Genomic DNA, 25,766 nt, shown 5'->3' with positions numbered 1-25,766 from the left:
TTATCCAGGCACTTATCACTGACGACCCCTTTCAATGGCTTTACTACCTATTCTTCGCTACCCGGACCCGCGCTTGCACAAAGTGGCCAAGCCGGTCGCCGAGGTCGATGACCGCATCCGCCAACTGGTGCGTGACATGGCCGACACCATGTACGACGCGCCGGGCGTGGGCCTGGCCGCCACCCAGGTCGACGTGCACGAGCGCGTGGTCGTCATCGACGTGTCTGAAGAAGGCAACCAGTTGCTGGTGCTGATCAACCCCGAGATCACCTGGCACAGCGACGACCACAAGGTCTACGAAGAAGGCTGCCTGTCCGTGCCGGGCGTGTACGACGAAGTCGAGCGCGCCTCGCGCATTCGCTGCAAGGCGCTGGACATCGCCGGCAAGCCGTTCGAGTTCGACGCCGATGGCCTCTTGGCCGTGTGCGTGCAGCACGAACTGGATCACCTTGAAGGCAAGGTGTTCGTCGAGTACCTGTCTTCGCTGAAGCAGAACCGCATCAAGACCAAGCTGAAAAAGGCCGAGCGCGAAGCGCTGCGCGCCTGATGCCTGTTTCCTTTCTTCGGGTCCGATCCCCATGCGCCTAGTTTTTGCCGGCACGCCGGAATTCGCCCGTATCGCCTTCGACGCCTTGCGGGCGGCAGGCCACGATATTCCCCTGGTCATGACGCAGCCCGACCGTCCCGCGGGGCGGGGGCTCAAGCTCACGCCCAGCCCGGTCAAGCAGGCCGCGCTGGATGCCGGCATTGAAGTCGCCCAGCCGCGCAGCCTGCGCCTGGACGGCCGCTATCCCGACGAGGCCGCCCAGGCTCGCGAACTGCTCGAACGCGTGGCGCCCGACGTCATGGTGGTGGCGGCGTACGGCCTGATCCTGCCGCAATGGGTGCTGGACCTGCCGCGCCTGGGCTGCCTGAACATCCACGCCAGCCTGTTGCCGCGCTGGCGCGGCGCCGCGCCCATCCAGCGCGCCATCGAGGCGGGCGATGCCCGTACCGGCGTCACCATCATGCAGATGGATGCGGGCCTGGATACCGGCGATATGCTGCTGGAACGGGTGGTGCCCATCGCCGACGACACCACGGCGGCGCAATTGCACGACGCGCTGGCCCTGGCCGGCGGCGAGGCCATCGTCGCCACGCTGGCTGCGCTGGAACAAGGCGGCCTGAGGCCGGTGCGCCAGCCCGAAGACGGCGTCACCTATGCCGCCAAGCTGGACAAGGCCGAAGCCGCGCTCGATTGCAGCCTGCCCGCCGCCCTGTTGGCGCGCCGGGTGCGCGCCTTCAACCCCGTGCCGGGCGCCAGCATCCGCTTGCCCGGCCTGGACGATCCGGTGAAGGTGTGGCGCGCCCAGGCATTGGACCAGCCCGCGTCGGCCGCGCCCGGCAGCGTGCTGCGCGCGGATGCCCAGGGCATCGATATCGCGACCGGCGACGGCGTGCTGCGTTTGCTGGAATTGCAGAAGGCGGGCGGCAAGCGCCAGCCCGTGGACGTGTTCGTGCGCGGCTGGCAGCCGGCCTGAGGCGCCTGCCTGGCTCCGCGGCGCCGCAAGCAGGCGGGTCCCCACGGGGCCGACGGCTTTCAGCCTTTTCAGCCTTGTGCGGCCAGCAGATCCAGGTACGCGCCCGACAGCAACTGTTCGGGCTTGACCTGCAGGCTGGCCAGCAATTCGTGGGCTTCGGCCATGCCGGTCTCGACGCTTTCGCCGTCGCGCAGCACCACTTCCAGTTCCAGGAAATCCCCCAGCCCTTCGACCCGGTCCAGATGGATGCGGGTGCGCCCCGTCATATGCAGCAGGCGTGTCTTGCGCACGCGGCCCACCAGGCCATAGGCCAGCGCCAGGGCTTCCCGCAGCGTGTCCGGCGATGACGTCGGCGAAATGACGTAGAAACTCTCTTTCGGTCCGGTGTCGTCCGCGCGGCGATAGAAGATCAGTTCGCCGGTGCCGTCGGCAAAGACGCGCAGCTTGAGCCGACCGTTGGGGCAGGCAAAGAACGTGTCGTCCTGCGCGATGGTGACCGGCGGCTTGCCGGACAGGGCCGCAGCCAGGGGCTCGACGGCGTCCACGCTGGCTATCCGGGCTTTGATTTCGACATTGCGTGCCATGGGTGCTTCCTTGGGGAGAGCCCGCCGTCAGCTCGCCAGGGCCGGCAGGTCGGCGACGTGCAGGAACAGTTCGTCGGGGCCGCGTTCGCGCAGCGCATCGACATGGTTGTACCCCCAGGCCACCGATGCCACCCGCACGCCCGCCTTGCGTGCGGCGTCGATGTCGCGCATTTCGTCGCCCACCAGCAGGAAGCGTTCGGGCGCGGTGTCGTGGCGCTTGAGCAGGCGGTCGATCTTGGCCGGCTTGCCGAACAGGTCCGTGCCGCATTCATAGTCGTCGAACAGGCCGACGGTGTCCGGGCCCAGCACCCGCTGCACGTTCTCGAGCGAATTCGAACTGACGACCGCCAGCCGCATGCCGGCGGCCTTCAGGCGCGCCAGGGCGTCGGGAATGCCATCGAACAGGTGCACGCTGGGGTCGATTTCCTGCATGAGCGTGCGCACATGCGCCATGATCGCAGGCAGCTTCCAGAGCGGAATGCCCAGGAATTTCAGGATTTCCGAGGCTTCGCGGTGACGCAGCTGGTCGCGTTCAGCCGCGTCGATCTTGCGAAAGCCGTATTTGTCGGCGACCGTGTTCAGGATGGAATTGAACCAGGGCATGGTGTCTGCCAGGGTTCCGTCAAAGTCGAAAGCTGCGATGTCGTATTTCAAGTAAGCAATCCGTTGCCGGTCTACATGGGGTGAAGCAGATACTGCACCACGGGGGCCAGGTCTTCAAGCGGAGGAGCGCCGGCGACCACGCGCTGCGCGTTGGTCCAGGGATACTCCAGCGCCAGCAGCCAGCCGAACACCGCCTCGGCATCGCCGGGCGGCAGCGTCACCATGGTCTCGATGGTGATGGTCAGATGATGGGCGCGGTAAGGGTCGGGCTGGAAGGCCCAGTCGTATCGGCCACAGCCTACGCGTACATTGCCAGTGGCCTTTTCCGTCATGCCGACGATCCAGTCGCAGCGGTATTCCGGCAGGCATGCGCCGGCTTCGGGCCGGGCCAGGTAGAACGTGTAGACGTTCTCGTAGGTCTGGCCGAACTTGCGCACCAGCGTGTCGGTGATGGCGGCCAGGCCGTGCGATTCAGGGGGAAACGCGATGGCCTGCGTGCGCAGGGCCATCTTCAGCACGGCCTGCGGGGCGAAGGCGCGCGCCATGTAGTGCGGGCGGTTTTCGTCCTTGGCGTGGAAGTAGTCACGCAATACGGACTCGGTGCAGGCGGGAGACAACGGGCCGGTGGACATTGCGGGGCGTTCCTTGGGGGCGGGGGTTGAGGAGGGCGTCAGGCCTTCACCGGCTCGAACCACTTCGAGACGTTGGGCGGCTCATAGATCGCGTAGCGGTCAAGCAGCGTGGCGGGGTCGCTTTCCACCACCAGCATGTCGCGGTGCTGGGGGCGCATGAAGGCTTCGTCGACCGCATGGTCGACGAACTGCATCAGGGCGTCGTAGTAGCCGGCGATGTTCAGCAGGCCGCAGGGCTTCTGGTGCATGTTCAACTGAGCCCAGGTCCAGACCTCGAAGAATTCTTCCAGCGTGCCGGCGCCGCCGGGCAATGCGATGAAGCCGTCGGCCTTTTCCATCATCATGGCCTTGCGCTCGTGCATGTTCTGCACCAGATGCAGCTCGGTCAGGCCGCGGTGGGCCTGTTCTTTCTTTTGCAGCAGTTCCGGGATCACGCCGATCACGCGGCCACCGCCGGCCAGCACTTCGTTGGCGATCACGCCCATGATGCCGACCACCGAGCCGCCGTATACCAGGCCCAGGTCGCGCTTGACCAGTTCACGGGCCAGCACGCGGGCCTGTTCCAGGTATTCGGGGCGGGCGCCGGGGTTGGAGCCGCAATACACGCAGATGTTCTTCAGTGTCATATGACGCTATTTATAGCCTAGCCCGTTACAGATTGCGTCACGGGTCTTACGGGAAGCCGATAGTTTACGAGAAGCGCTGCCAGTGACTTCCGACGAGGGCGCAGCGCCCGGAAACAGGGTCGCGGGCAATGTTTGGACACAGCATCTTTTCGAGCGGTAGGTAGACTGGATCGTTCGGAACGACTGGAAGTCCAGCGTCGTAGAACCCACTAAAAAGGAGCTAACGATATGGAAAACACGACCCGTAACCGCGAACAGGACCGCCGCCCGTTCGATATGGATGTGAAGGCCATCCGCGCCAAGGCGCGCCAGGACATCGAATCGGGCGCCGTCACCGACAGCTATCGCGCCGACCGAGAGCAGGTACTCAAGCTGTTGAACGAAGCACTGGCCACCGAAATCGTCTGTGTGCTGCGCTACAAGCGCCACTTCTTCATGGCGCGCGGCCTGAACGCCGAACCGGTGGCCGCCGAATTCGCCGAACACGCCGCCCAGGAGCAGGAACACGCCGACAAGCTGGCAGAGCGCATCGTGCAGCTGGGTGGCGAACCCAACCTGTCGCCCAAGGGACTGCTCGAGCGCAGCCACTCCGAATATGTCGAAGGCAACACGCTCGAAGAAATGATCAAGGAAAACCTGATCGCCGAGCGTATCGCCATCGATAGCTACCGCCAGATGATCGACTACATCGGCGAACAGGATTCCACCACGCGCCGCATGCTGGAAGAGATCCTGGCCGTCGAGGAAGAGCACGCCGACGACCTGTCGGATTTCCTGGCCAAGCACTGATACCCGGCTGGCACCACGCGGCGCCGCGGCCAGGCGTTCATGCGGCGGGCAGCCCATCGGGGTTGCCCGCCGTTGACGCTTCTGGGCGTGGGTGCCCGTCAGGCTTGCAGGGTGGCCGCGTCGTGACGGCGCGCGGCGGCATTCAACTGCGCATGATGCGCTTCGGCCCATCGGTCCAACGCCACCAGCGCCACGTTCAATGATTGGCCCAGTCCGGTCAGGTGATAGCGCACGTGCGGCGGCACCGTGCGCATGTCTTCGCGCCGCACCAGCCCGTGGCGTTCCAGGTCGCGCAGCGTCTGCGTCATGATCTTCTGCGAGATGCCGTCCAGCTTGCGCAGCAGTTCGCCGTTGCGCAGCGGGCCTTGCGCCAGCGCCGGCAAGAGCAGCGGCACCCACTTTCCCGAGATCAATTCAAGCGCGCGACGCGAGGGGCAGGCGGCGTTGAAGACGTCTGCGGCGGGTGCGCGATGCGGGGAGGTTGCCATGGGGACTTCCTATCGTTACCAAAAGGTGCGTACTTGTGCCTGGGTAACTATAGGCCCTAATCTGGCCGCCTGTTGATTCGTGGGGAGGCCCTGATGGCCTGGTGGATCTTGCTGGCCGCGAGCGCGGTCGAAATCGTGATGGCGCTGGCATTGAAGTATGCGGACGGGTGGACGCGGTTCTGGCCCAGCGCCATCGGCATAGCCGCGGCCCTGGGCAGTATCTTCCTGCTGACGCTGGCGATGCGGCACCTGCCCGCGGGTACGGCCTATGCGGTCTGGACCGGCATCGGCTCGGTGGGCATCACGGTGTTGGGGATCGTGCTGTTCGGCGATTCGCCGTCCGCGGCGCGCCTGGCGTGCATCGCGCTGATCGTGGGCGGCGTGGCGGGTTTGAAGCTGCTGGAGGCGTAAGCCGGCGGCCATGGCCGCCGGCTTGGGGGGCGCGCTTAGATCGTATCGGCCCAGAGGTCGTATTCGTCCGAGTCGGTGACGCGGGCGCGCACCATGTCGCCGGGCTTGAGCACGCGGTCCGAGCTGACGTAGACACAGCCGTCGATTTCCGGCGCATCGGCGCTGCTGCGGCCCACGGCGCCGTCTTCGTCCACTTCGTCGATCAGCACGTCGATCTCGCGGCCGACCTTGCGGGCCAGGCGCGCGGTCGAGATGGACTGCTGCAGTTCCATGAAGCGCTCCCAGCGGTCCTGCTTGACGTCGTCGGGCACCGGGTTGTCCAGCAGGTTTGCGGGCGCGCCTTCCACCGGCGAATACTGGAAACAGCCGACGCGGTCGAGCTGGGCCTCTTGCATCCAGTCCAGCAGGTACTGGAAGTCTTCCTCGGTTTCGCCGGGAAAGCCGACGATGAAGGTCGAGCGGATGGTCAGGTCTGGACAGATCTCGCGCCACTTCTTGATGCGGGCCAGGGTCTTGTCTTCAAAGGCCGGACGCTTCATGGCCTTCAGGATGCGCGGGCTGGCGTGCTGGAAGGGGATGTCCAGGTAGGGCAGGATCTTGCCCTCGGCCATCAGCGGAATCACTTCGTCCACGTGCGGGTACGGATACACGTAGTGCAGGCGCGTCCAGACGCCCATGTCGGACAAGGCCATACAGAGCTCGGTCATGCGGGTGCGCACGGGCCGGCCGTTCCAGAAACCGCTGCGGAACTTCACGTCCACGCCGTAGGCGCTGGTGTCCTGCGAGATCACCAGCAGTTCCTTGACGCCGGCCTTGACCAGGCGCTCGGCTTCGCTGAGCACGTCGCCCACGGGCCGGCTGACCAGGTCGCCGCGCATCGACGGGATGATGCAGAAGCTGCAGCGGTGGTTGCAGCCTTCGGAAATCTTCAGGTAGGCGTAGTGGCGCGGCGTGAGCTTGATGCCCTGCGGCGGCACCAAGTCCAGATAGGGGTTGTGGTCTTTCTTGGGCGGGGCGGCATCGTGCACGGCCCGCACCACTTCTTCGTATTGCTGCGGACCGGTCACGGACAGCACGCTGGGGTGCACCTTGCGGATCACCGATTCCTCGACGCCCATGCAGCCGGTGACGATGACCTTGCCGTTCTCGGCCAGCGCTTCGCCAATGGCTTCGAGCGATTCGGCCTTGGCGCTGTCGATGAAGCCACAGGTGTTGACCACGACGACGTCGGCGTCGTTGTACTCGGGCGTGACTTCGTACCCTTCGGTGCGCAGTTGGGTCAGGATGCGTTCGGAGTCGACCAGGGCTTTAGGACAGCCCAGGCTGACAAAGCCGACTTTGGGGGAAGACATGGAATACCTCGGTGGGCGCTAGCCGGTGCCAGTGATCAAATAGTGCGCAATTTTAGCGCGGCAGGGCGGGGGGCCGTTATTTTAGCGGGTTGTCGGCAGGGGCGTCGGATTTAATGCGTCCCTGAATAAGGGTGGCGGGTCGCCAGCCGGGGGGCCGAGGCTTGCGGTGGCCCCTGCCCTTGAGGCGCGTTGCCGCGGTCTCAGCGGCGCTTCTTGTCGCTGCCCGCCTGCAGTTCGAGTTCGTGGATGCGTTGCTGCAATGCGTCCACTTGCTGGCGGTAGTCGCTGACATCGTTGTAGACGCACAGGATACGCCCTTGTGCGTCATCGTCCTGATCGCGCTGCAGCGCCGCGTGCACGCGCACCCAGGTAAAGCTGCCATCCTTGCGGCGTAGCCGCTTTTCCATGACGCTTTCGAAAATCTCGCCTTTGAGCAGGCGCGACAGGGTCTGCAGGTTGGCGGGCAGGTCGTCGGGATGCGTGAGGGCCTGGAAAGTCTGCCCGGACAGTTCCGCCGCGTCGTAGCCCAGCAGGGCGCACAAGGGCGGGTTGACCCGCAGCCAGCGGCCGTCCAGGTCCAGCCAGGCCATCGCCACGCCAGCTTGCTCGAAGAAGGTGCGAAAGCGCTCTTCGCTACGGCGCAGTTTTTCTTCCGCCAGCTTGCGGTCGGTGCTTTCCATGCTGATGCCGATCATCTTCACCAGCCGGCCCGCGCTGTCGCGCAGCGAGGCGCCGCGCGAGGTGATCCAGCGCACCGCGCCGTCGCGCTGGATGATACGGAAGTCATATTCGTAGCTGCTGCCGTCTTCCATGCATTGGCGGTAGATGCGTTGCAGCGCTTCGACGTCTTCCGGCACCACATGGATCCAGAAGTCTTCGTTGCGGCGCACCGGCCAGCCGTAGACGTCTTCCACGTTTGCGGAATACGACACCGCGTCCGTCAGCCAATTCCATTCCCACGTGACGATACGGGCGTTTTCCTGCGCCAGTTTCATGCGGGCTTCGTTTTCCATGATTTCGGCCGTGTAGCGACGGCGCACTTCTGTCATGGGCAGTTCGACGACTTCGGTCTGCTGCACATCGCGCAGCGCTTGTTCGCCGTAGCGCAGCCAGATCCAGTTGACGTCCAGCAGTTGCGCCAGCTTGCGCAGGTTGCCGTAATCGATTTCGCCGCCGCGCGTCCATTTATGTACGGCCGTGCGCGAGACGTCCAACGCGTTGGCCACGGACTGCAAGGAGAGTTTGCGGTGTTCCAGTAATTCTTTGAGGTGAAGTGAAAAGCTGTTTTCCGTCATGACGCTGCTGTCCCCGGCCAACAGTCAGTATAGCTGAGGGTCCCATAATGCAGCGCCTTCTATTGACAGTGAAAATGCAATGCGGTAGCGGTTCTTTGTGGGCTTCTGCGCGGCCATGTTTCACGCATCCTGGCCGCGCTTGCCTGCACTCAGAGTATCGACAATGGGTATTCGAAAATCAGGCGGAACTGGTTGGATGATGCGCCTGATGTGCCCTGGGTCATGCGGTGCACGGCATAGCGCAGCCGCATCGACAGGTTACGTGCGCTGCCGGACTGCACGACATAGCGCAGGTCCACGTCGCTTTCCCAGTGCTTTTCGCCGTTGGCATAGTAGGCATAGGGGCTGGTTCGATCGAGGTGGTTGCCGTCCGCACCGGAACCCCGCACGTAGCGCAGTTGCATGCTGGCGCCGGGAATGCGGGCAAGGTCCAGCTTGCCCAGGTCCAGTACGTAGAAGAAGCCCCACGATTTTTCATGCGGACCATTGAAGTCGGCCAGCTGCGATGAGTTTGGCAGGTATATCGAGTCGTGATAGGTGCCCGGTCCCATGCCCAGGTAATCCAGCGGCTGGTCGCCATGCACCTGCTGGCGTGCCACCTTGAAGGTGTGGGCGTCTGCGACGTAGGACAGCGTCAGTCCCCAGGCCGTGACGTCGATGTCACCGGCGCGCTTGGCGCCGCTATCAAGGGACCGGTAAGCGGACAGGTCCAGGTTCAAGGTATCGTCGCCGGGCATTTTCCAGCCGTGGCCCGCGGCGAGATAGAGCTGTTTCCAGATATCCCGGAATTCACTGCCATACGCGCTGAAGCGGGTGGACGCGTCCAGGTCATGGCGGCCGCCCAGGAACAGTACCTGGTCGGTGCTGACGCCGGCATACGAGGCGTAGAAGCGGCCGTCGTGGCTGACCTGGTTGAAGTCGCGGGCTTTTGTCATGCGGCCCGCTTCCAGGAACAGATCCTGCCGCGGCTGGCTGGTCAGCCACAGGCCGGTGGCCGACGCGGGCAACAGCCGCGTGTCGGCGGGCGCGAAGACCGGGTTGTAGGGGCGCAGATTGTTGCCATAGCGCAGTTCACTGGCAAACCCCTTCAGCTTGAATGCGCCTTCGGCGGTGCTGGATTCGTCGTGTACCCCGCCATGACCGTCCGGCACCAGGACGCCGGCGCGGCCGACATGTGCGCTGTCACCGCCCAGGCGCACCACGCCGTAGGCGTTCAGATCCACGCCCACGCCCACCGGACCGGGCGTGTAGCCGGACTGGAACGCCAGCCGCAATGCCTGGCCCCATTCGCGGTTGTCCGGCAGGCCATTTTTGCGATCGTGGTTCCAGTAGAGGTTGCGCAGCAGCAGGTTCAGTTGCGAGTCCTGGACAAAGCCCGGGGGGTGAGCCGGCGCTTGCGGCGGGGTCTGCGCGGTCTGCGCACTAGCCGGCGCAGCGAGGATTGCGGAACCGAGGAACGAACTGCAAATCAGCTTTCTCACGATTGTTCTCATTGGCGGGGCAAAAAGGGGGCCACGCCGCTTGCCGGTCGGCAAGCGGACGGGGGATGACGGGGGAGGGAGATTGGCCGGGCGGGGCCAGGCTTACAGGTCGAGCACGAGACGATCTCCGTGCGCGCGCGACACGCAGATCATCATGGTCTGCTGTGCCGCTTTTTCCTCGTCGCTGAGGTATTGGTCGAAGTGTTCGGCCTGGCCTTCCAGAATGCGGGTCTCGCAGGTGCCGCACACGCCTTCGCGGCACAGGCATTCCACCTGGGCCGCGTTGGATTTTTCGATCGCCTGCAAGATGCTGCAACCCGCGTCGACGCGCAGCTCGGTGCCGGAACGGGCCAGTACGACCGTGAATGCCCCGCCCGTGGCGGGCGCTGCGGCGAACTGTTCCCAGTGCACGCGGGCAGGCGGAATGCCGGCCGCGTCGGCCGCGGCGATGACTGCGTCGATCAGCGGCCTGGGGCCGCATACATAGAGGTGGTCAGTGTCTTGCAGGCCCTGCGCCAGGCCGGCCAGATCCAGTTTTTCCCCCTGGCTGTCGACATGGAAGCGGACGTGGTCGGCGTACGGACTGGCGAGCAGGTCGTCGCGGAACGCGGCATGTTCCGGCGCCCGGTAGGCGTAATGCAGCTGGTAGCGGGCCGCGCGTCGGTGCAGTTCGGGCAGGTGGGCGAGAAACGGCGTGATGCCGATACCCCCGGCCACCATCACGTGGCGTCCCGGGCTGTTGTCCAGCGCGAACAGGTTGTCGGGTGCGGTGATGACCAGCTCGCTGCCGGGCCGCACCTGTTCATGCATGAACGCCGAGCCGCCTCGCGATTGCTCTTCGAGCCGCACGCCGATCTGGTAGCAGCGGGTATCGGCCGGGTCGCTCATCAGCGAATAGGCATTGTTGAACTGCTTGCCGCGCGAATCGCGCATCTGCACGATGACGTGGCTGCCGCCAGTGAACGACGGCAGCGGCTCGCCATCCTGGCGTTCAAGGGTGAAACGCTTGACCCGTTCGCTGGCCTGTTCGACGCGAGTGACACGCACGTCGATGTTTTCGTGGGATTTAGTCATGGAGCATCTCTGCGCAAGCCTTAGACGGCCTGGCACACGTATTTCATTTCCAGGTAGTCTTCGATGCCATGGCGCGAGCCTTCGCGCCCCAGCCCTGATTGCTTCACACCGCCAAATGGCGCGACCTCGTTCGAGATCATGCCGGTGTTGATGCCGACCATGCCGTACTCAAGCTGTTCGGCGACACGCCACACGCGGCTGGCGTCGCGCGTGTAGAAGTACGCGGCCAGGCCGAATTCGGTGTCATTGGCCTGCCGAATGACATCCTGCTCGTCATGAAAGCGCACCAGTGGCGCCACGGGGCCGAAGATTTCCTCGCGCAGCACCCGCATGCCCGGCCGCACGTCCGCCAGCACGGTGGGCGCCATGAACGTGCCGCCCAAGGCATGGGGGTCGCCGCCGGTCAGCAGGCGTGCGCCCTGGGCACGGGCGTCGTCGATCAGGCGTTGCACCTGGGTCAGGGCCTTGGGGGTAATCAGCGGGCCGATCTGGCTGTCGGCCTGCAGGCCGGCACCGACGCGCAACGCGGCCGCCTTGGCGGCAAACCGGCTGGCGAATGCGTCATGGACGGCGTCCTGCACGTAGATGCGGTTGACGCAGACGCAGGTCTGGCCGGCATTGCGGTACTTGGCGGCAATGGCGCCTTCGACGGCCTCGTCAAGATCGGCGTCGTCGAAGACGATGAACGGTGCGTTGCCGCCCAATTCCAGGGACAGCTTCTTGATGGTGGGCGCACATTGCGCCATCAGGCGTCTTCCCACGGCGGTCGAACCGGTAAAACTGAGCTTGCGGACGTCAGGGTGGCGGGTCAGTTCGCCGCCGATGGCCACCGCGTCGCCGGTAACGACGTTCAATACCCCGTCGGGGACGCCGGCCTGCGCGGCCAACTCGGCCAGGGCCAGCGCGGAGAGCGGCGTTTCGTTCGCGGGCTTGAGCACCATGGTGCAGCCGGCAGCGAGGGCCGGCCCGACCTTGCGGGTGATCATTGCGGCCGGAAAGTTCCAGGGGGTAATGGCGGCGCAGACGCCGATGCCCTGACGCATGACCATCAGGCGGCGATCGGCGCGTGGCGCCGGAATCAGTTCGCCATAGACGCGCTTGCCCTCTTCGGCGAACCATTCCAGGAACGATGCGGCGTAGCGGATTTCGCCCAGCGCTTCGGCCAGAGGCTTGCCTTGTTCGCGCGTCATCAGTCGTGCCAGTTCAGCGTCGTGCTGGATCATCAAGTCGAACCAGCGGCGCAGGATCTGTGAGCGTTCTTGGGCGGGCCGGGCGCGCCATGCGGGCAGCGCGTCGCGCGCGGCGATGATGGCGCGGCGGGTTTCGGCTTCGCCCATGTCGGGTACCTGGGCCAGAGCCTGGCCCGTGGCGGGGTCGGTCACCGTGATGGTGGCGTGGTTGTCGGCGTCGCACCAACGGCCGGCAATGAAGGCTTGTTCGCGAAGCAGGGGAGATTCGGTCTTGCGCATGGGAATCCTGGGCGGAAAGGAAAGCGGCGGGCCCGGGCAGGGAAGGCACCGGGTCCGCGGTCAGGTCAAGGGCGGTCTTGGTGTGCTTGCGCGACCAGATGGTGGAAATGCGCGATGCCGTGTTCGCTCTGGCCGCTGCGCTGGCGGTCGACCATGATGCGGCCGCGGCCACGGTAGCCGCGGGATTTCAGCCCTTTTTGCACGCTTTCCACCAGACGCAGGTCCTCGGGGCGGAAGACGTCGCGGTACCACTCGATCAGGGATTGCTGTTCCGCGGTCAGTTCCTTGTTGAGGAAGTAGATGTCGTAGTGCTGCAGGGTGACCCCGGCGCTGGACGGAAACTCATAGATGACCGTCATGAAATTTCCGCCGGGCGGCACGTTGAACATGGTGCACGGCCAGGCCCAGAAGCCCGCGAACGAGGGGTCCTTGACGCTGTCGTCGAATTGGAAAGACTTGGGGGAAGACTTGGCGATGCCGAACTGCAGGCTCCAGTTGCCGTGCATGGTGTGCGTGTATTGGCCGACGTCGACGGAATCGGCAAAGCCCGGATGGGCCGGCGCGCAGTGGTAGCACTCCATGTAGTTGTCGACGATGCTTTTCCAGTTGGCGGGGGTTTCGGTGACGAAGCGGGCCGCCAGGTGCAGGTCGTCGATGACCGGGCAGGCTTGACGCAGGCGCGCCTGCAAGCCGGGCAGCTGGGTCTCGACCGAACCGGCGTCGGGATTCATGTTGATGAAGATGAAGCCGGCGTATTCCTCGACGCGCAGCGCGACCAGGCTGGAATTGGCCTTGTCGAAGTCGACCACGTTGTCGCAGTTGCGGGCGTGGGCCAGGTCGCCATCGAGCTTGAAGGTCCAGGCGTGATACGGGCAGGTGATGACGTTCTTGGCCTTGCCGTCGCCTTGCAGCAGTTGGTGGCCGCGGTGGGGGCAGACGTTGTAGAAGGCGCGCAGCACGCCGTCGCGGCCGCGCACGACGATGATGCTTTCGCCGATGACGTCACGGGTGATGTAGGCGTTGTTTTCCGCGACTTCGCTGCGGTGACCGACGCAGATCCAGCTGTCGGCAAAGATCTTCTCTTTTTCGTATTCGTAGATGGCGTCGCTGGTGTAGTAGCTGGCGGGGATGGTGTGGGCCACGTCGGCGTTGGTGCAAAAGTCGGCGGGCAGGCGTTCGATGGTGTTCGTGTTGGGGTTCATGATGGTCTCCATGGTTCGGGAAAGCGGGGGTCAGGCCCGGGGGACGGGCATGGCGGTGGGGGCGGTGTGCGGGGCAGCGGCTTGGGCGGGCTGGCCGTCGGCGGGGTCGTTCGCGGCCAGAAGGCGCGCCTGTTCTTCGATCTGTTGCGTGGACAGGGCGCCATAGTCTTGCGACAGCCAGCGGAACAGGCCGAACAGCATGATTCCCAGCACCAGCAGGAACGGGATGGTCGTGAGGACCACGGCGGTCTTCATCGTGTTCAGCGACACGTGGGCGAACAGCATGGCCAGCGGCAGCAACGCCAGCATCACGCACCAGAACAGGCGCAGCGTGGGGCTGGGGTCTTGCCCTTCTTTCAGGTTGCGGGTGCTGGTGGCAGCAATGGCGTAGCCCACGGCGTCCATGTGAGAGGCGCAGAACACGGCCATGATGAAGAGGAAGGCCGCCAGGAACACGCCGCCCCAGGGCAGGCTGGTCAGCAGGGTGACCACCGCGGTTTCGCCGCTGTGCTCGGCCAGCAGGCGGGGCACGTCGACCGCCTGGGTCAAGTACTGGTGCATGCTGAAGCTTTCCAGTGCGCCGAAGAAGAACCAGCAGCCGGCGCTGCCGCCCAGCACCAGCGCGGCGATCACTTCCTTCATCTTGCGGCCGCGGGACACGCGAGTGACGAACATGGCCACCCCCGGCGCGTAGGAAATCCACCACAGCCAATAGAACACCGTCCAGCTGCGCGTGAACTCGCCATCGCCGGACGGATCGGTGAACAGGCTCATGCGCACCCAGTTCTGGATCATCAGGCCCAGGCCGTTGGTGATGTTGTTGACGGTGAATTGCGTGGGGCCGACGACCAGCACGATGGCGGAATAGGCCAGGGCGCCGATGCAGACGATTTTGCTCAGGCGCTGCATGCCGCCGTCGATGCCGACGTACGAACTGAGCGAGAACACGACCGAGATGATGGCGATGACGATGAACTGGCTGGTGAAGGTGTCCGGCATGCCGGTCAGGGCGGACAGGCCGCGGGTGAGCGTCGAGGCAGTCAGCGCCAGCGACACCGTCAGGGCGCCGAACATGGTGAAGACGAAGATCAGGTCGACGACGCGCCCGACCCAGCCGTTGGCGCGCAGGCCGGTGACGGCTTCGACGATGGACGCCATGCCCAGGCCGCTTTTCTTGCGGACGTGGAAGTGATACGCCAGGGCCAGCGACGCGATGGCGTAGAGCGCCCAGGCGCTGATGCCCCAGTGGAAGAACGAGTAGCTGATGCTGTACTCAAGCGCGTCGCGCGACCCCGCCGCCAGGTGCAGCCCCGGTGTCTGGTAGTAGTAGGCCCATTCCATGACGCCCCAGTACAGGGTGGATGAGCCCATGCCGGCACAGATGAACATGAACACCCAGGTGGCGGTGGCGTATTCGGGCTTGCCGCTGCCCAGGCGGATGTTGCCGTACTTGCTGAAGGCGAGATACCCGGCGGCCAGCGCGGCGGCGAATACGAACACCAGCACCAGGGTGCCGAAGGCGCGGGTGGAAAAGTCGAACAGCGTGCTGGCGAAGGTCTCGGCCGCGGCGGGGAATGCCGCAAGGCCGATGACGGGAAGGGCGACGGCTACCAGGCTGGCGGCGATCAGGAAAAGGTCTGGCTTTGGGCGGTGCATGGGTTGTCTCCGGCTCCGTTGCTGGCGAAGGGCAGGGCCCTTGCAGCGGCTTTGTTAACCATTAGTTTACGTATAACCATAGATTAACTTGGCGGCCAGTTTTCGCCGAGCTAGGGAAAATCCCAGGCCGTCAGGCGAAGCGAGGGGGCGGAAGGACGGCGGCGCCAGGGCGCACGCGGGTTTCAGGCGCGCGGACGGCGCCAGGGCACCCGGGTCGGGCCGGGGTAAATGTCAGACCAACGCCCGAAGTGGGGGGGGCCTGCGGTTGCCGTGCGGGTCAGGGCCCGCTGCGGCGGTAGAGGGCCAACGTGCCCGCCAGCCCGATCATCAGCGAACCGCAGACGCGGTTCAGCCAGCGCAGGCCGGCCCCCTGGAAAGCCCGCACCAGCTGGGCGCCCAGCGTGGCATAGGCCAGCATGGTCATGAGGTTCATCAAGGCCAGCACGCAGGCGACGGTCAGGTATTGCGGCAGCAGGGGGGCCTGCGTATTGATGAATTGCGGCAGGAAAGCCGACATGAACAGCAGCAGCTTGGGGTTGGTGACGGCCACCACGAAGCTGCGCAGCCCCAGTTTCAGGCCGGTGGGCCGCGCCGCGCCCGAGGGGGCGGTCGGCAGGACCAACGCGGCATCGGACCGCAGCATCTTCCAGCCCAGATAGGCCAGGTAGAGCGCTCCCGCCCACTTCAGGAGTTGGAAGGCGACCTCGGAGGCTGCCAGGACCACGCCCAAGCCGGACGCCACCGCGCCCACCAGGATCAGGTCTGCCAGCACCGCGCCCCCCATGCCCCAGCAGGCGGCTCGCACGCCATGGCGCGAGCCGTTGCTCATGGCGAGCAGGACGGTCGGGCCGGGCGTCACGATGGCGACGGCCGAGGCCAGGATGAACAACAGCAGCGTGGCGGTGGACATGGCGGGCTCCGTGGCAAGCGGCCAGTGTGACGCCGGCAGGGCGGTTCGTCCAGCGGCGGCGGGGCGCAAGCGCGCCCGGCCGCAGGGTTGCCCGGGGCAGGCAGACCGCGCCGGGCTACCATAGCGGTCTTATCCTCTGATTTCCTGCCATGTCCACGCGTTCCGACTCCCCCCATCTCGCCCCGCCGCTGTCCGCCGTTCTGCTTTCCAGCGCGGGGGTGGTCGAGCAAGTCCTGGACGGCCGGTCCCTCACCGACGCGCTGACGGACGTCGAATCGGCCTTGCGGCCGGCCACCCAGGCGGTGTCGTTCCATGCCATGCGTTACCTGGGCTGGGCCGACGCGGTGGGCCGAGAGCTGGTGCAGCGCTATCCCAACGTGCTGTTCGAGTCGCTGCTGCTGGTCTCGCTGACCCTGCTCAAGGCCGAGGGTGATGCCGCAGCCGCCTTGCCGGGCATGCCGGTCTACGCGCCGCACACGGTGGTGGACCAGGCCGTGACGGCCGCGTCCAATACTCGCAGCCTGGCCTCGTTCAAGGGCCTGCTCAATGCCTGCCTGCGCCGCTTCCTGCGCGAACGGGCGGCGCTGGACGCCGCCGTGGCGGACAGCCCTGAAGCCCAATGGAACCACCCGGGCTGGTGGGTCAAGCAGTTGCGCGTGGCCTACCCGCAGCAGTGGCAGGCCATCCTGCAATCGGCCAACGTCCCGGCGCCGCTGACCTTGCGCGTGAACCGCCGCCGCGCCAGCCGCGAGCAGGTGCTGGCGGCTTTCGAGGCCGCTGGCCTGGCCGCCGATCCCGTGGGTGTGGCCGGCGTGGTGCTGGCCTCGCCCAAGCCCGTGACCCAGTTGCCCGGCTTTGCCGAAGGCTGGTGGTCGGTGCAGGACGCCGGCGCGCAGCGGGCTGCGGAACTGCTGGCCCCGACCGACGGCATGCGCGTGCTGGACGCCTGCGCGGCGCCCGGCGGCAAGACCGCCCACCTGCTGGAATTGGCCGACATCGACCTGCTGGCCCTGGACGCCGACGCCGACCGCCTGGTGCGGGTTGGCCAGAATCTGGATCGCCTGGGCCTGTCGGGCGACCGCGTGCGCCTGCAGGCGGCCGACGCCGCCGACCTGGACGCCTGGTGGGACGGCAAGCCGTTCGACGCCGTGCTGGCCGACGTGCCCTGCACGGCATCGGGCATCGTGCGCCGCCACCCGGACATCCGCTGGCTGCGTCGCGAAAACGACGTGCGCCGCACCGCCACGCTGCAAGCCCGGATCCTGGACGCGCTCTGGACCACCGTGGCGCCGGGCGGCCGCCTGCTGTATGTGACGTGCTCGGTGTTTCCGATCGAGGGGGCGCGCCAGGCGCTGGAATTCCTGCAGCGCCATCCCGAAGCCCAGCGGCTGGACGCGCCCGGCCAATTGCTGCCAGTTGCGGTCGATGCAACACCTGCGCAGCAACAGGACGGGTTTTTCTACGCCTTGTTTGCCAAGGCGTCGTGAATCGCCAAGAATAGGGGCATGACGGGGTTTCGGTGTCGTATGTCCATCATTTCACGCTTATTTCTGGGGTTGTTGTTCGTATCTGCCTTGCTTTCGTTTGCGCCGGTCGGCCAGGCGCATGCGGCCGAACCGAAAGTCGTGCGCGTCGAACCCGTGGTGCGCGGCGACAAGCTTGAAATCGACGCCGATATCGAATTCGAACTGAATCAGCAGTTGCGCGACGCGGCCCAGCGCGGCGTGCCGCTGTACTTCACGGCCGATCTCACCATCACGCGCGAGCGGTGGTGGTGGTTCGACAAGTCCCTGGTGGACACCTCGCGCACCTGGCGGGTGCTCTATAACGCGCTGACCCGTCAATGGCGGGCCGGGGTGGGCGAGTTGTCCTTCCCGGTGGCCTCGCTGGACGATGCCATGAGCGTCATCCGCCATGTCCGCAATTGGCAGGTCGCCGACGCGGATGACTTCGACGAAGGCGTGGTCTACGGCGGCCAGCTGCGGCTGCGGCTGGATACCTCGCTGCTGCCGCGGCCGTTCCAGGTCAACGCCCTGAACAGCAGTTCGTGGGCCCAAGGCACGCCGTGGACGGACTTCTCGTTCTCGCTCGGCGACAAGGAGAAAGACCCCTCATGAGGCTGCTGCTTCGGCTGGCCCTGATGGTCGGCGCCGTGAGCGGCCTGGCATTGCTGGGCCTGTTGGCATGGTCCACCGGCAACGCCTCGCGCTTTGCCCGCTATTACGACATCCTGCTGGTGCTGAACGGCATTTTCGCCCTGGCCCTGTTCGTCTGGGTGGTGGCGCTGACCGTCCGTCTGGCCCGGCAGATCCGGCGGCGGCAGTTCGGCGCCCGGCTCACAGCCCGCTTTTCCCTGGCGTTCGCCCTGATCGGGGTGGTGCCCGGCGCGCTGATCTATACCGTTTCGGTGCAGTTCATGTCGCGCTCGATCGAGTCCTGGTTCAACGTGCGGGTCGACACGGCGCTGGAAGCGGGCCTGAACCTGGGCCGCGCGGCACTGGATTCCCTGCTGGCCGACCTGGACGCCCGCGCGCGGTCCATGGCGGCCGAACTGAACCGCAATTCCGATACCGGCGTGACCCTGGCACTGACCCGCCTGCGCGAGGCCAATGGCGTGCAGGAAGCCATGGTGTTCACCGGCAGCGGCCGCATGGTGGCGTTTTCGACCAGCCAGTACGGCCAGCTGCTGCCCGCCATGCCGCCGCCCACCGTCATGAACCAGCTGCGGCTGTCGCGCGGCTATTCGGCCGCCGAGGCCGACGACCCCGTCAAGCCCGGCATGGACAGCGGCCTGCACCTGCGGGTCGTGATTCCCCTGACCGGGCCCGACCGCTACGACAATTTGCTGGGCGCGGCGTCCGAACCCCGCTGGCTGCAACTGCTGCAGCCGGTGCCCGAGCAGATCGCCCACAACGCCAACCTGGTGCAGCAGGGCTTTCGCGACTACCAGGAGCTGGCCTTGTCGCGGCTGGGCCTGCGCAAGCTGTACGGCATCACGCTGACCCTCGCGCTGCTGCTGGCGGCGTTCGGCGCCATCGCCGTGGCCCTGTCGCTGTCCAAGCGGCTGGTGCGCCCCCTGCTCAGCCTGGCCGGCGGCACCCAGGCCGTGGGCGTGGGCGACTACCGCCCGCTGCCCGAGCCGCCCGAGCGCGACGAAGTCGGCCAGCTCACCCGGTCGTTCAACGCCATGACGCGCCAGCTGGACGAAGCCCGCCGCATGGTCGAAAGCAACCGCCAGCAGCTCGAGCGTTCCAACGTCTACCTGGAAAGCGTGCTGTCCAACCTGTCTTCCGGGGTGCTGGTGTTTGACGAGTCGTTCCGCGTCACGACCGTCAACCAGGGCGCGCAGACCATTTTGCAGGCCGATCTGCGGTCCGTGATCGGGCGGCCGCTGGAAACCGTGGATGGCATGCTCGAATTTGCGAACATCGTTCGGCAGGCGTTTTCCACCCACGCCGCGGTGGGGTCGGAGCGCCAGCACTGGCAGCAGCAGTTCGAGATCGCGCCCAAGCAGGGCGATACCCCCAATGGCCCGCAGCCCCTGACGCTGCTGGCGCGCGGTACCCATCTGCGGGTGGATGGCCGGGGCAACGGCTACCTGGTCGTGTTCGACGACATCACCGAGGTCATTTCGGCCAACCGCACCGTCGCCTGGGGCGAGGTCGCGCGCCGTCTGGCCCACGAGATCAAGAATCCCCTGACCCCGATCCAGCTGTCGGCCGAACGCCTGGCCATGAAGCTGGAGGGCAAGCTGCAGCCCGCCGAGGCCCAGATCGTCGAGCGTTCCACCAACACCATCGTCAACCAGGTGGCCTCGCTCAAGCAGATGGTGGACGACTTCCGCGAATACGCCCGCACGCCGCCGGCGGTGATGCAACGTATCGATTTCAATGCCCTGGTGGCCGACGTGCTGTCCTTGTACGGCTGGGATCCCGATGGCGGCGCGCCTGCCCGCGTAGCCGGGAAAGCCCTGAATCTGGACGTCAACCTGGGACCGGACCTGCCAGCCATCGAAGGTGACCCGACCCAGTTGCGCCAGGTGATCCACAACCTGCTGTCCAATGCCCGCGACGCCATTGCCGAGAAGGGCGGCGAGGGTCGCGTCAGCGTCACGACCCAGCTGATGCGCAGCGAACAGCCCGACCGCGCCGACCACCAGGCCCTGCGCTTCACGGTGGCCGACACCGGCCCGGGCTTTCCGCCCCAGGTCATGCAGCGCGCCTTCGAGCCCTACGTAACCACAAAGTCCCACGGGACTGGGTTAGGATTGGCAATCGTACGCAAGATTGTGGAAGAGCACGGTGGGCGAATCGACCTTGCGAACCGCAAGGAAGGGGGCGCGCGGATTTCCATCTTGTTGACCCGGCTTGCAGCCGGGTCCGATACTATGGACGCGACCGCGCAAGAAAAGGATAATGCGGCTACGCAATAGGTGGATGCTTTATGGCCAGAATTCTGGTGGTTGACGACGAAGTCGGTATTCGCGAGCTTTTGTCGGAAATCCTTTACGACGAAGGACACACGGTCGAATTGGCCGAAAACGCGGCGCAAGCGCGCGCCGCGCGCCTTCGCATGCGTCCCGATCTGGTGTTGCTGGACATCTGGATGCCCGACACCGATGGCGTGAGCCTGCTCAAGGAATGGGGCTCGCAGGGTCTGCTGGACATGCCCGTCATCATGATGAGCGGCCATGCCACCATCGATACGGCGGTCGAGGCCACCCGCATCGGTGCGATGGATTTCCTGGAAAAGCCCATTACGTTGCAGCGTCTGCTCAAGACCGTGGCCGCCGGCCTGGCTCGGGGCCGGGCGCCGCATCCGGCACCGGCCGTGGCGCCGGCCGCGGCCAGCGCGACCGTCGCCCTCGAAGACGAACTCGATCCGCCCGTGCTGTCGGCCGCTCCGGCCAACGAAGTCCCGGTCACCGCCAACGGGCAACTGGGCAGCATTTCGCTGGACCAGCCGCTGCGTGAAGCCCGGGACGAATTCGAACGCATCTACTTCGAATACCACCTGGTCCGCGAAAGCCACAGCATGACGCGGGTGTCCGAACGCACCGGCCTCGAGCGTACCCATCTTTACCGCAAGCTCAAGCAATTGGGCATCGAATCCGCCCGCAAGCGGGGCGCATGAAGATCCTCATCATGGGCGCTGGTCGCGTAGGCACCAGCGTGGCCGAGAACCTGGTGTCGGAACAGAACGACATCACGGTCATCGACTCGGACCCGGCCCAGCTCCAGTACCTGCAAGAACACTTCGACCTGCGGGTCGTCCATGGCGACGGCTCGCAGGTGTCGGTGCTGGAAGCCGCCGGCGCCGCCGACACCGACTTGCTGATCGCCTGCGCCGCGTCCGATGCCGCCAACATGGTGGCCTGCAAGATCGCGCGGCAGCTGTTCAACATTCCCCGCCGCATCGCCCGCATCCGCTCGGCCGAATTCCCCGAACACCCAGAACTGATGAGCGAAGAGGGCTTCTGCATCGACGCCATCATCAGCCCCGAGCGCAGCGTCACGACCTATCTGCACAGCCTGATCGAGTTCCCCGAGGCGCTGCAGGTGGTGGAATTCGCCGAGGGCCGCGTCAGCGTGGTGACCGTGCGCGTCGGCCATGGCAGCCCCATGGCCCACCATCCCGTGGACAAGCTGCGCGAGGTCTGGCCCGACGTCACCGCGCGCGTGATCGACGTGCTGCGGGGCGGGCGGCCACTGCGGGCCGGCGCCGGCACCGTCATTGCGCCGGGCGACGAGGTGGTGCTGGTGGTGGACACGCGCCACGCCCGCCGCGCCGTGCGCCAGCTGCGCGAAGCCGAAAAAGCCGTGCGCCGCGTGATGATCGCGGGCGGCGGCAATATCGGCCTGCGGTTGGCGCGCGCGCTGGCCGAAGAAAACTACAGCGTGCGCATCATCGAGCGCGATCTCAAGCGCTGCGAGTACCTGGCCACCCAGTTGCCCGACAGCGTGCTGGTGCTCCATGGCAGCGGCACCGACGAGGCCCTGCTCGAACGCGAAAACATCGAAGACATGGACACCTGGCTGGCGCTGACCAGCGACGACGAGGACAACATCATGTCGTCGCTGCTGGCCAAGCGGCTGGGCGCGCGCAAGGTGATCGCGCTGATCAACCGGCAGGCCTACGGTGAACTGATGCAGGGCAGCCATATCGACATCGCCGTGTCGCCGTCGCAGGCCACCATGAGCGAACTGCTGCGCCACGTGCGCCGGGGCGACGTGGCCGCCGTGCACCGGCTGCGCCAGGGCGTGGCCGAGGCGCTGGAGGCCATCGCCCACGGTGACCGCTCCACTTCCAAGGTGGTGGGCCGCCGGGTCGGCGAGATCAGCCTGCCCAAGGGCGCCAGCATCGGTGCCCTGGTGCGCGAAGACGAAATCATCCTGCCTGATGCCGATACCGTGATCGAAACCGACGACCACGTCATTGTCTTCGTGCCCTCGCGCAAGCAGATGCCGCGCGTGGAAAAGCTGTTCCAAGTCTCGGCGTCGTTCTTCTGATGAGCCCATACGCCTCCCCTTGCCGCGGGCCCGGGGCAGCCGGATAACTGCCATGAAGCGCGTCCTGGCCACTCTGCATATCCTGGGCCTGACCATGGTGATGTTCGCCCTCACCATGCTCATTCCGCTGGTGGTCGCCTATGTGGGCGGCGATGCCGCGCGCGACGCCTTCCTGCACGGATTCCTGATTTCCCTGGGCATCGGCGTGGTGCTGGCCGCCGTGACGCGGCGCTCGCGCAGCGAACTGCGGGCCCGCGACGGCTTTGTGCTGGTGTCGGCGGTATGGGCCGGCCTGCCGCTGTTGGCCGCGATTCCGCTGCTGATCTATTTCCACCGCGCCGGGCTGCCGCTGTCGTTCACCGGGGCCTATTTCGAGGCCATGTCCGGGCTCACTACCACCGGCGCCACCGTGCTGACCAACCTGGATGCGCTGCCGGCTTCGATCAACCTGTGGCGCGCGACGCTGATCTGGATCGGCGGCATGGGCATCCTGGTGCTGGCGGTGGCGATCCTGCCGCTGCTGGGCGTGGGCGGCCACCAGGTGGTGCGGGCCGAGACGCCCGGCCCCATGAAAGACGAGCGGCTGACCCCGCGCATCGCCAGCACGGCCAAGGCCTTGTACGCGGTGTACTTCGCGTTTTCGATCCTGTGCCTGCTGTCGTACCGGGCAGTCGGGCTGTCCTGGTTCGAGGCCTGGTGCCACATGGCCACCACCATGGGCCTGGGCGGGTTTTCCACCTGGGACGATGGTTTCGCGCATTTCGATTCGGTGGCGGTCGAAATGGTGGCCATGGTGTTCATGCTGATCGCCGGCATCAACTTCGCCACCCACTTCAATGCTTTCCGCCAGCGTAGTCCCCGGGCCTATCTGCGTTGTCCCGAGGCCATCCCGTATCTGGTGATCGTACTGGGCGTGGGCTTGGTGATTTCGGTGTTCCTGTACGTCAAGGGCGTGTACCAGGAACCCCTGCAAGCGCTGCGCTACGGCATGTTCAACACCATTTCCATGGCCACCACCACGGGCTATGCCAATACCGATTTCGCCCAGTGGCCGCTGTTCGCGCCGTTGACCATGCTGCTGCTGTCGGGCTTTGCGACGTCGGCGGGGTCGACCGGGGGGGGCATCAAGATGATCCGGGCCATCCTGCTGGTCAAGCAGGCGCGCAACGAGCTGGTAACAATGTTGCATCCGCACGCGGTCAGTCCGGTGCGGATCAACGGCCGGGCGGTGGAATCCCGGACCATGTCGTCGGTGCTGGCGTTCATGCTGTTCTACGGCCTGTCCATCGCCGTCTTCACCAGCCTGCTGCTGCTGTCCGGGCTGGACCCCATCACGGCCTTCTCGGCCGTGTTCGCCAGCGTCAACAACACCGGCCCCGGCCTGGGCCCGGTGGGCCCGATGGGCAATTTCGCGGTGCTGTCCGACTTCCAGATCTGGGTCTGCACCTTCGCGATGCTGATCGGACGGTTGGAACTCTTGACGGTCCTGGTGCTGTTCACGCCCATCTTCTGGCGAAAATAGAGGGACCCCCACGCTGCACACGCTATGCGTGTTTGCTGCCCCACCAGGGCGGCCATTTTTCTTGCGCATTTTGTGCGGGTAAACCCGAATAAGGGTTATCCCACCCCCTTCCAAAAGGCCCGTCCAGACTGCGATTTCGGGCGCCTTGGGCCGGGAAGCCCCATCGTTTCTAGCTTGTGAGTGCTCGCTCACTTTGTTCTAGAGGGCAAAACCGAATGCTTCGCGATGTTGCACACAAATGTCACTATTTTCAATCGTTTTGCCACAAACATGCGGCTATTATGCGTTCACAAGCCGCCGTCTAGCGCCCCCCGGGAAGTTGCCGGGCTTCAAGGTCGAACGGCGCACCCCCTCATCACACATTCGAAGGAGTCCGAGATGGAACAGATCCCGTTCATTTCGTCGGCCCCCAACACCCTGGGCATCGAACTCGAGCTGCAACTGATCGACCCCCGCAGTTTTGACCTTACCGCAGCCTCGGACGAGCTGCTGGCCCAGATGGCCAACCACCCCATCGCCGACCGCGTCAAACCGGAAATCACGCGGTCCATGATTGAATTGAATTCTTCGGTGCACGAGCACCCGATGGGCCTCTTGGCCGAAATGCGCGAAATGCGCGACGCCCTGGTGGAAGCGGCCGACGCCGTCGGCGTTTCCGTGGCAGGCGGTGGCGCTCACCCCTTCATGCGCTGGCAAGAGCGCTCCATTTCCGACACCCCGCGCTTTCAGTACCTGGCAGAAATGTATGGTTACCTGGCGCGTCAATTTACGGTGTTCGGCCAACACATACACCTGGGCGTGAAGAGCGGCGACGACGCCATCAAGCTGCTGCGCCGCCTGTCGCCCTATGTGCCGCACTTTATTGCGCTGTCGGCCTCGTCGCCGTATTGCGAGGGCGTGGATACGCTGTTCTCGTGCTCGCGCCTGAATGCGGTCAACAGCTTCCCGCTGGCCGGGCACATGCCGCCCGAGGTCAAGGACTGGTACCAGTTCGAGGCCCATCTGTCGCAACTGCGCGCCTACGGCCTGGCCGAGAGCATCAAGGACCTGTACTGGGACATTCGCCCCAAGCCTGAATTCGGCACCGTGGAAATCCGCGTCTGCGACACGCCGCTGACGGTCGAGCGCGCCTGCCAGATCGCCGCCTTCGCCCAGGCGCTGTCGGTGCTGCTGATGCGCGAGGACGATCCCAGCGACAAGGCCTGGTTGTCGTACCGTAGCAATCACTTCCAGGCTTGTCGTTTCGGCCTGCAGGGCAGCTACGTGACGCCCGACGGTCAGCGTACCCGCCTGATGGACCATCTGCGCGCGCTGTTCCAGCGGTTGATGCCAGTGGCCGAGGAGCTTGGCACGGGCGACATGATCGCCGCGCTGCGCGACGAAGCCATGCGGAGCGGCAACGATGCGCGCTGGCTGCGCAGCCAATTCCATCGCCTGCGTGATCTGCCGCTGGTGGTGGAATCGATGTCGCAGGCATGGCGTGGCGAGGCGCCCCAGGCCGCGCCGGCTGAGCCGACCGCAGTGTTGCGGCGGCGCATCCGCGCCAATTCCGAGCCCATGCAGCCTCTGTCGGCGGCAGAGCCGGGGGTGACGGCGACCTTGCCGGAACGCCTGCACTAAGCGCAAAGGGCTGGACAGCCGGG

24 protein-coding genes are annotated in these 25,766 nt (G+C 65.7%); 11 read left to right on the top strand and 13 right to left on the bottom strand.

All coding sequences use genetic code 11. The features are described from left to right. Positions 1 to 34 precede the first annotated feature (34 nt). Both def and fmt read left to right on the top strand, forming a co-directional pair. Positions 35 to 547, top strand: a complete 513-nt coding sequence (gene def / locus ACUDP5_RS27660) for a peptide deformylase (protein WP_445657758.1) — start codon at positions 35 to 37, stop codon at positions 545 to 547. A 31-nt stretch (positions 548 to 578) separates the two neighbouring features. Continuing rightward, on the top strand, positions 579 to 1,520 hold the full coding sequence (gene fmt, locus ACUDP5_RS27655) for a methionyl-tRNA formyltransferase (protein ID WP_445657757.1): 942 nt from the start codon (positions 579 to 581) through the stop codon (positions 1,518 to 1,520). 68 nt (positions 1,521 to 1,588) lie between these two features. Here fmt and ACUDP5_RS27650 read toward each other — a convergent pair whose 3' ends face one another. Genes ACUDP5_RS27650 through ACUDP5_RS27635 form a run of 4 tightly spaced genes read right to left on the bottom strand, consistent with a single transcriptional unit; the run spans position 1,589 to position 3,965 of the window. Continuing rightward, a complete protein-coding gene (locus ACUDP5_RS27650) occupies positions 1,589 to 2,104 on the bottom strand; it encodes a class IV adenylate cyclase (protein ID WP_263914884.1) in 516 nt (171 codons plus the stop codon). Between the two features lie 27 nt (positions 2,105 to 2,131). Beyond that, positions 2,132 to 2,758 (bottom strand): HAD-IA family hydrolase, encoded by a 627-nt coding sequence (locus ACUDP5_RS27645; protein WP_263914885.1) that lies wholly within the window; start codon positions 2,756 to 2,758, stop codon positions 2,132 to 2,134. 20 nt (positions 2,759 to 2,778) lie between these two features. Further along, complete coding sequence (locus tag ACUDP5_RS27640) at positions 2,779 to 3,339, bottom strand: hypothetical protein (protein WP_445657756.1); 561 nt, start codon at positions 3,337 to 3,339, stop codon at positions 2,779 to 2,781. 38 nt (positions 3,340 to 3,377) lie between these two features. Further along, complete coding sequence (locus tag ACUDP5_RS27635; protein WP_445657755.1) at positions 3,378 to 3,965, bottom strand: LOG family protein; 588 nt, start codon at positions 3,963 to 3,965, stop codon at positions 3,378 to 3,380. Between the two features lie 228 nt (positions 3,966 to 4,193). Between ACUDP5_RS27635 and ACUDP5_RS27630 the strand changes: the two genes are divergently transcribed. Next, positions 4,194 to 4,754 (top strand): ferritin-like domain-containing protein, encoded by a 561-nt coding sequence (locus ACUDP5_RS27630; protein ID WP_263914888.1) that lies wholly within the window; start codon positions 4,194 to 4,196, stop codon positions 4,752 to 4,754. A 98-nt stretch (positions 4,755 to 4,852) separates the two neighbouring features. Here the strand turns inward: ACUDP5_RS27630 and ACUDP5_RS27625 are convergent, their stop codons facing one another. Then, positions 4,853 to 5,242 carry a winged helix-turn-helix transcriptional regulator gene (locus tag ACUDP5_RS27625; protein ID WP_445657754.1) on the bottom strand — a complete coding sequence of 130 codons (390 nt, stop codon included), beginning with the start codon at positions 5,240 to 5,242 and terminating at the stop codon, positions 4,853 to 4,855. A 93-nt stretch (positions 5,243 to 5,335) separates the two neighbouring features. On the opposite strand from ACUDP5_RS27625, the gene ACUDP5_RS27620 reads away from it, so the two are divergent. Then, positions 5,336 to 5,653, top strand: coding sequence for a DMT family transporter (locus tag ACUDP5_RS27620; RefSeq protein ID WP_025141070.1), 318 nt, complete (start codon positions 5,336 to 5,338; stop codon positions 5,651 to 5,653). A gap of 35 nt (positions 5,654 to 5,688) precedes the next feature. Here ACUDP5_RS27620 and rimO read toward each other — a convergent pair whose 3' ends face one another. The 8 genes from rimO to ACUDP5_RS27580 all read right to left on the bottom strand — a co-directional run bounded on the left by rimO (position 5,689) and on the right by ACUDP5_RS27580 (position 16,092). Beyond that, complete coding sequence (rimO, locus tag ACUDP5_RS27615; RefSeq protein WP_445657753.1) at positions 5,689 to 7,005, bottom strand: 30S ribosomal protein S12 methylthiotransferase RimO; 1,317 nt, start codon at positions 7,003 to 7,005, stop codon at positions 5,689 to 5,691. Between the two features lie 200 nt (positions 7,006 to 7,205). After that, positions 7,206 to 8,231, bottom strand: coding sequence for a PAS domain-containing protein (locus ACUDP5_RS27610; protein ID WP_445657752.1), 1,026 nt, complete (start codon positions 8,229 to 8,231; stop codon positions 7,206 to 7,208). A gap of 218 nt (positions 8,232 to 8,449) precedes the next feature. Continuing rightward, complete coding sequence (locus ACUDP5_RS27605) at positions 8,450 to 9,781, bottom strand: OprD family porin (RefSeq protein WP_263914893.1); 1,332 nt, start codon at positions 9,779 to 9,781, stop codon at positions 8,450 to 8,452. A 102-nt stretch (positions 9,782 to 9,883) separates the two neighbouring features. Further along, complete coding sequence (locus ACUDP5_RS27600; protein ID WP_445657751.1) at positions 9,884 to 10,855, bottom strand: PDR/VanB family oxidoreductase; 972 nt, start codon at positions 10,853 to 10,855, stop codon at positions 9,884 to 9,886. 20 nt (positions 10,856 to 10,875) lie between these two features. Further along, a complete protein-coding gene (locus tag ACUDP5_RS27595) occupies positions 10,876 to 12,324 on the bottom strand; it encodes an NAD-dependent succinate-semialdehyde dehydrogenase (protein WP_263914895.1) in 1,449 nt (482 codons plus the stop codon). A 65-nt stretch (positions 12,325 to 12,389) separates the two neighbouring features. Then, complete coding sequence (locus tag ACUDP5_RS27590) at positions 12,390 to 13,526, bottom strand: aromatic ring-hydroxylating oxygenase subunit alpha (RefSeq protein WP_263914896.1); 1,137 nt, start codon at positions 13,524 to 13,526, stop codon at positions 12,390 to 12,392. 30 nt (positions 13,527 to 13,556) lie between these two features. Beyond that, positions 13,557 to 15,182: a BCCT family transporter gene (locus ACUDP5_RS27585; RefSeq protein ID WP_263914897.1), complete on the bottom strand. Its 1,626-nt coding sequence runs from the start codon at positions 15,180 to 15,182 to the stop codon at positions 13,557 to 13,559. Between the two features lie 277 nt (positions 15,183 to 15,459). Beyond that, positions 15,460 to 16,092, bottom strand: coding sequence for a LysE family translocator (locus tag ACUDP5_RS27580; protein ID WP_263914898.1), 633 nt, complete (start codon positions 16,090 to 16,092; stop codon positions 15,460 to 15,462). A gap of 149 nt (positions 16,093 to 16,241) precedes the next feature. On the opposite strand from ACUDP5_RS27580, the gene rsmB reads away from it, so the two are divergent. The 7 genes from rsmB (at position 16,242) to ACUDP5_RS27545 (ending at position 25,743) form a co-directional block, all read left to right on the top strand. Further along, on the top strand, positions 16,242 to 17,579 hold the full coding sequence (gene rsmB / locus ACUDP5_RS27575; protein WP_263914899.1) for a 16S rRNA (cytosine(967)-C(5))-methyltransferase RsmB: 1,338 nt from the start codon (positions 16,242 to 16,244) through the stop codon (positions 17,577 to 17,579). Between the two features lie 39 nt (positions 17,580 to 17,618). Then, positions 17,619 to 18,209 (top strand): DUF4390 domain-containing protein, encoded by a 591-nt coding sequence (locus tag ACUDP5_RS27570; RefSeq protein ID WP_263914900.1) that lies wholly within the window; start codon positions 17,619 to 17,621, stop codon positions 18,207 to 18,209. Further along, positions 18,206 to 20,524, top strand: a complete 2,319-nt coding sequence (locus ACUDP5_RS27565) for an ATP-binding protein (RefSeq protein ID WP_445657750.1) — start codon at positions 18,206 to 18,208, stop codon at positions 20,522 to 20,524. Before ACUDP5_RS27570 ends, ACUDP5_RS27565 begins: the two co-directional genes overlap by 4 nt. An 11-nt stretch (positions 20,525 to 20,535) precedes the next feature. Beyond that, a complete protein-coding gene (locus ACUDP5_RS27560) occupies positions 20,536 to 21,225 on the top strand; it encodes a response regulator (protein WP_263914902.1) in 690 nt (229 codons plus the stop codon). Beyond that, positions 21,222 to 22,601 carry a Trk system potassium transporter TrkA gene (gene trkA, locus ACUDP5_RS27555; RefSeq protein WP_263914903.1) on the top strand — a complete coding sequence of 460 codons (1,380 nt, stop codon included), beginning with the start codon at positions 21,222 to 21,224 and terminating at the stop codon, positions 22,599 to 22,601. The genes ACUDP5_RS27560 and trkA overlap by 4 nt, the downstream gene beginning before the upstream one ends. Before the next feature lie 52 nt (positions 22,602 to 22,653). After that, entirely contained in the window at positions 22,654 to 24,123 is a 1,470-nt protein-coding gene (locus tag ACUDP5_RS27550) for a TrkH family potassium uptake protein (protein ID WP_263914904.1), read from the top strand. Between the two features lie 378 nt (positions 24,124 to 24,501). Next, a complete protein-coding gene (locus ACUDP5_RS27545; protein WP_263914905.1) occupies positions 24,502 to 25,743 on the top strand; it encodes a YbdK family carboxylate-amine ligase in 1,242 nt (413 codons plus the stop codon). Positions 25,744 to 25,766: the final 23 nt, after the last annotated feature.

The organism is Achromobacter sp. NCFB-sbj8-Ac1-l (assembly GCF_052695805.1).
The sequence above is the reverse complement of the archived record's forward strand: the minus strand, read 5'-3'. Positions and strand labels throughout refer to the sequence as shown.

What these genes read in the sequence shown, in the direction of transcription:
- ACUDP5_RS27600 (WP_445657751.1), bottom strand. Translation starts at nt 10,855, where the DNA reads ATGACTAAATCCCACGAAAACATCGACGTGCGTGTCACTCGCGTCGAA.
- ACUDP5_RS27650 (WP_263914884.1), bottom strand. Translation starts at nt 2,104, where the DNA reads ATGGCACGCAATGTCGAAATCAAAGCCCGGATAGCCAGCGTGGACGCC.
- ACUDP5_RS27625 (WP_445657754.1), bottom strand. Translation starts at nt 5,242, where the DNA reads ATGGCAACCTCCCCGCATCGCGCACCCGCCGCAGACGTCTTCAACGCC.
- rsmB (WP_263914899.1), top strand. Translation starts at nt 16,242, where the DNA reads ATGTCCACGCGTTCCGACTCCCCCCATCTCGCCCCGCCGCTGTCCGCC.
- ACUDP5_RS27630 (WP_263914888.1), top strand. Translation starts at nt 4,194, where the DNA reads ATGGAAAACACGACCCGTAACCGCGAACAGGACCGCCGCCCGTTCGAT.
- def (WP_445657758.1), top strand. Translation starts at nt 35, where the DNA reads ATGGCTTTACTACCTATTCTTCGCTACCCGGACCCGCGCTTGCACAAA.
- ACUDP5_RS27585 (WP_263914897.1), bottom strand. Translation starts at nt 15,182, where the DNA reads ATGCACCGCCCAAAGCCAGACCTTTTCCTGATCGCCGCCAGCCTGGTA.
- ACUDP5_RS27595 (WP_263914895.1), bottom strand. Translation starts at nt 12,324, where the DNA reads ATGCGCAAGACCGAATCTCCCCTGCTTCGCGAACAAGCCTTCATTGCC.
- ACUDP5_RS27560 (WP_263914902.1), top strand. Translation starts at nt 20,536, where the DNA reads ATGGCCAGAATTCTGGTGGTTGACGACGAAGTCGGTATTCGCGAGCTT.
- fmt (WP_445657757.1), top strand. Translation starts at nt 579, where the DNA reads ATGCGCCTAGTTTTTGCCGGCACGCCGGAATTCGCCCGTATCGCCTTC.
- ACUDP5_RS27545 (WP_263914905.1), top strand. Translation starts at nt 24,502, where the DNA reads ATGGAACAGATCCCGTTCATTTCGTCGGCCCCCAACACCCTGGGCATC.
- ACUDP5_RS27550 (WP_263914904.1), top strand. Translation starts at nt 22,654, where the DNA reads ATGAAGCGCGTCCTGGCCACTCTGCATATCCTGGGCCTGACCATGGTG.
- rimO (WP_445657753.1), bottom strand. Translation starts at nt 7,005, where the DNA reads ATGTCTTCCCCCAAAGTCGGCTTTGTCAGCCTGGGCTGTCCTAAAGCC.
- ACUDP5_RS27635 (WP_445657755.1), bottom strand. Translation starts at nt 3,965, where the DNA reads ATGACACTGAAGAACATCTGCGTGTATTGCGGCTCCAACCCCGGCGCC.
- ACUDP5_RS27640 (WP_445657756.1), bottom strand. Translation starts at nt 3,339, where the DNA reads ATGTCCACCGGCCCGTTGTCTCCCGCCTGCACCGAGTCCGTATTGCGT.
- ACUDP5_RS27570 (WP_263914900.1), top strand. Translation starts at nt 17,619, where the DNA reads ATGTCCATCATTTCACGCTTATTTCTGGGGTTGTTGTTCGTATCTGCC.
- ACUDP5_RS27580 (WP_263914898.1), bottom strand. Translation starts at nt 16,092, where the DNA reads ATGTCCACCGCCACGCTGCTGTTGTTCATCCTGGCCTCGGCCGTCGCC.
- trkA (WP_263914903.1), top strand. Translation starts at nt 21,222, where the DNA reads ATGAAGATCCTCATCATGGGCGCTGGTCGCGTAGGCACCAGCGTGGCC.
- ACUDP5_RS27565 (WP_445657750.1), top strand. Translation starts at nt 18,206, where the DNA reads ATGAGGCTGCTGCTTCGGCTGGCCCTGATGGTCGGCGCCGTGAGCGGC.
- ACUDP5_RS27590 (WP_263914896.1), bottom strand. Translation starts at nt 13,526, where the DNA reads ATGAACCCCAACACGAACACCATCGAACGCCTGCCCGCCGACTTTTGC.
- ACUDP5_RS27620 (WP_025141070.1), top strand. Translation starts at nt 5,336, where the DNA reads ATGGCCTGGTGGATCTTGCTGGCCGCGAGCGCGGTCGAAATCGTGATG.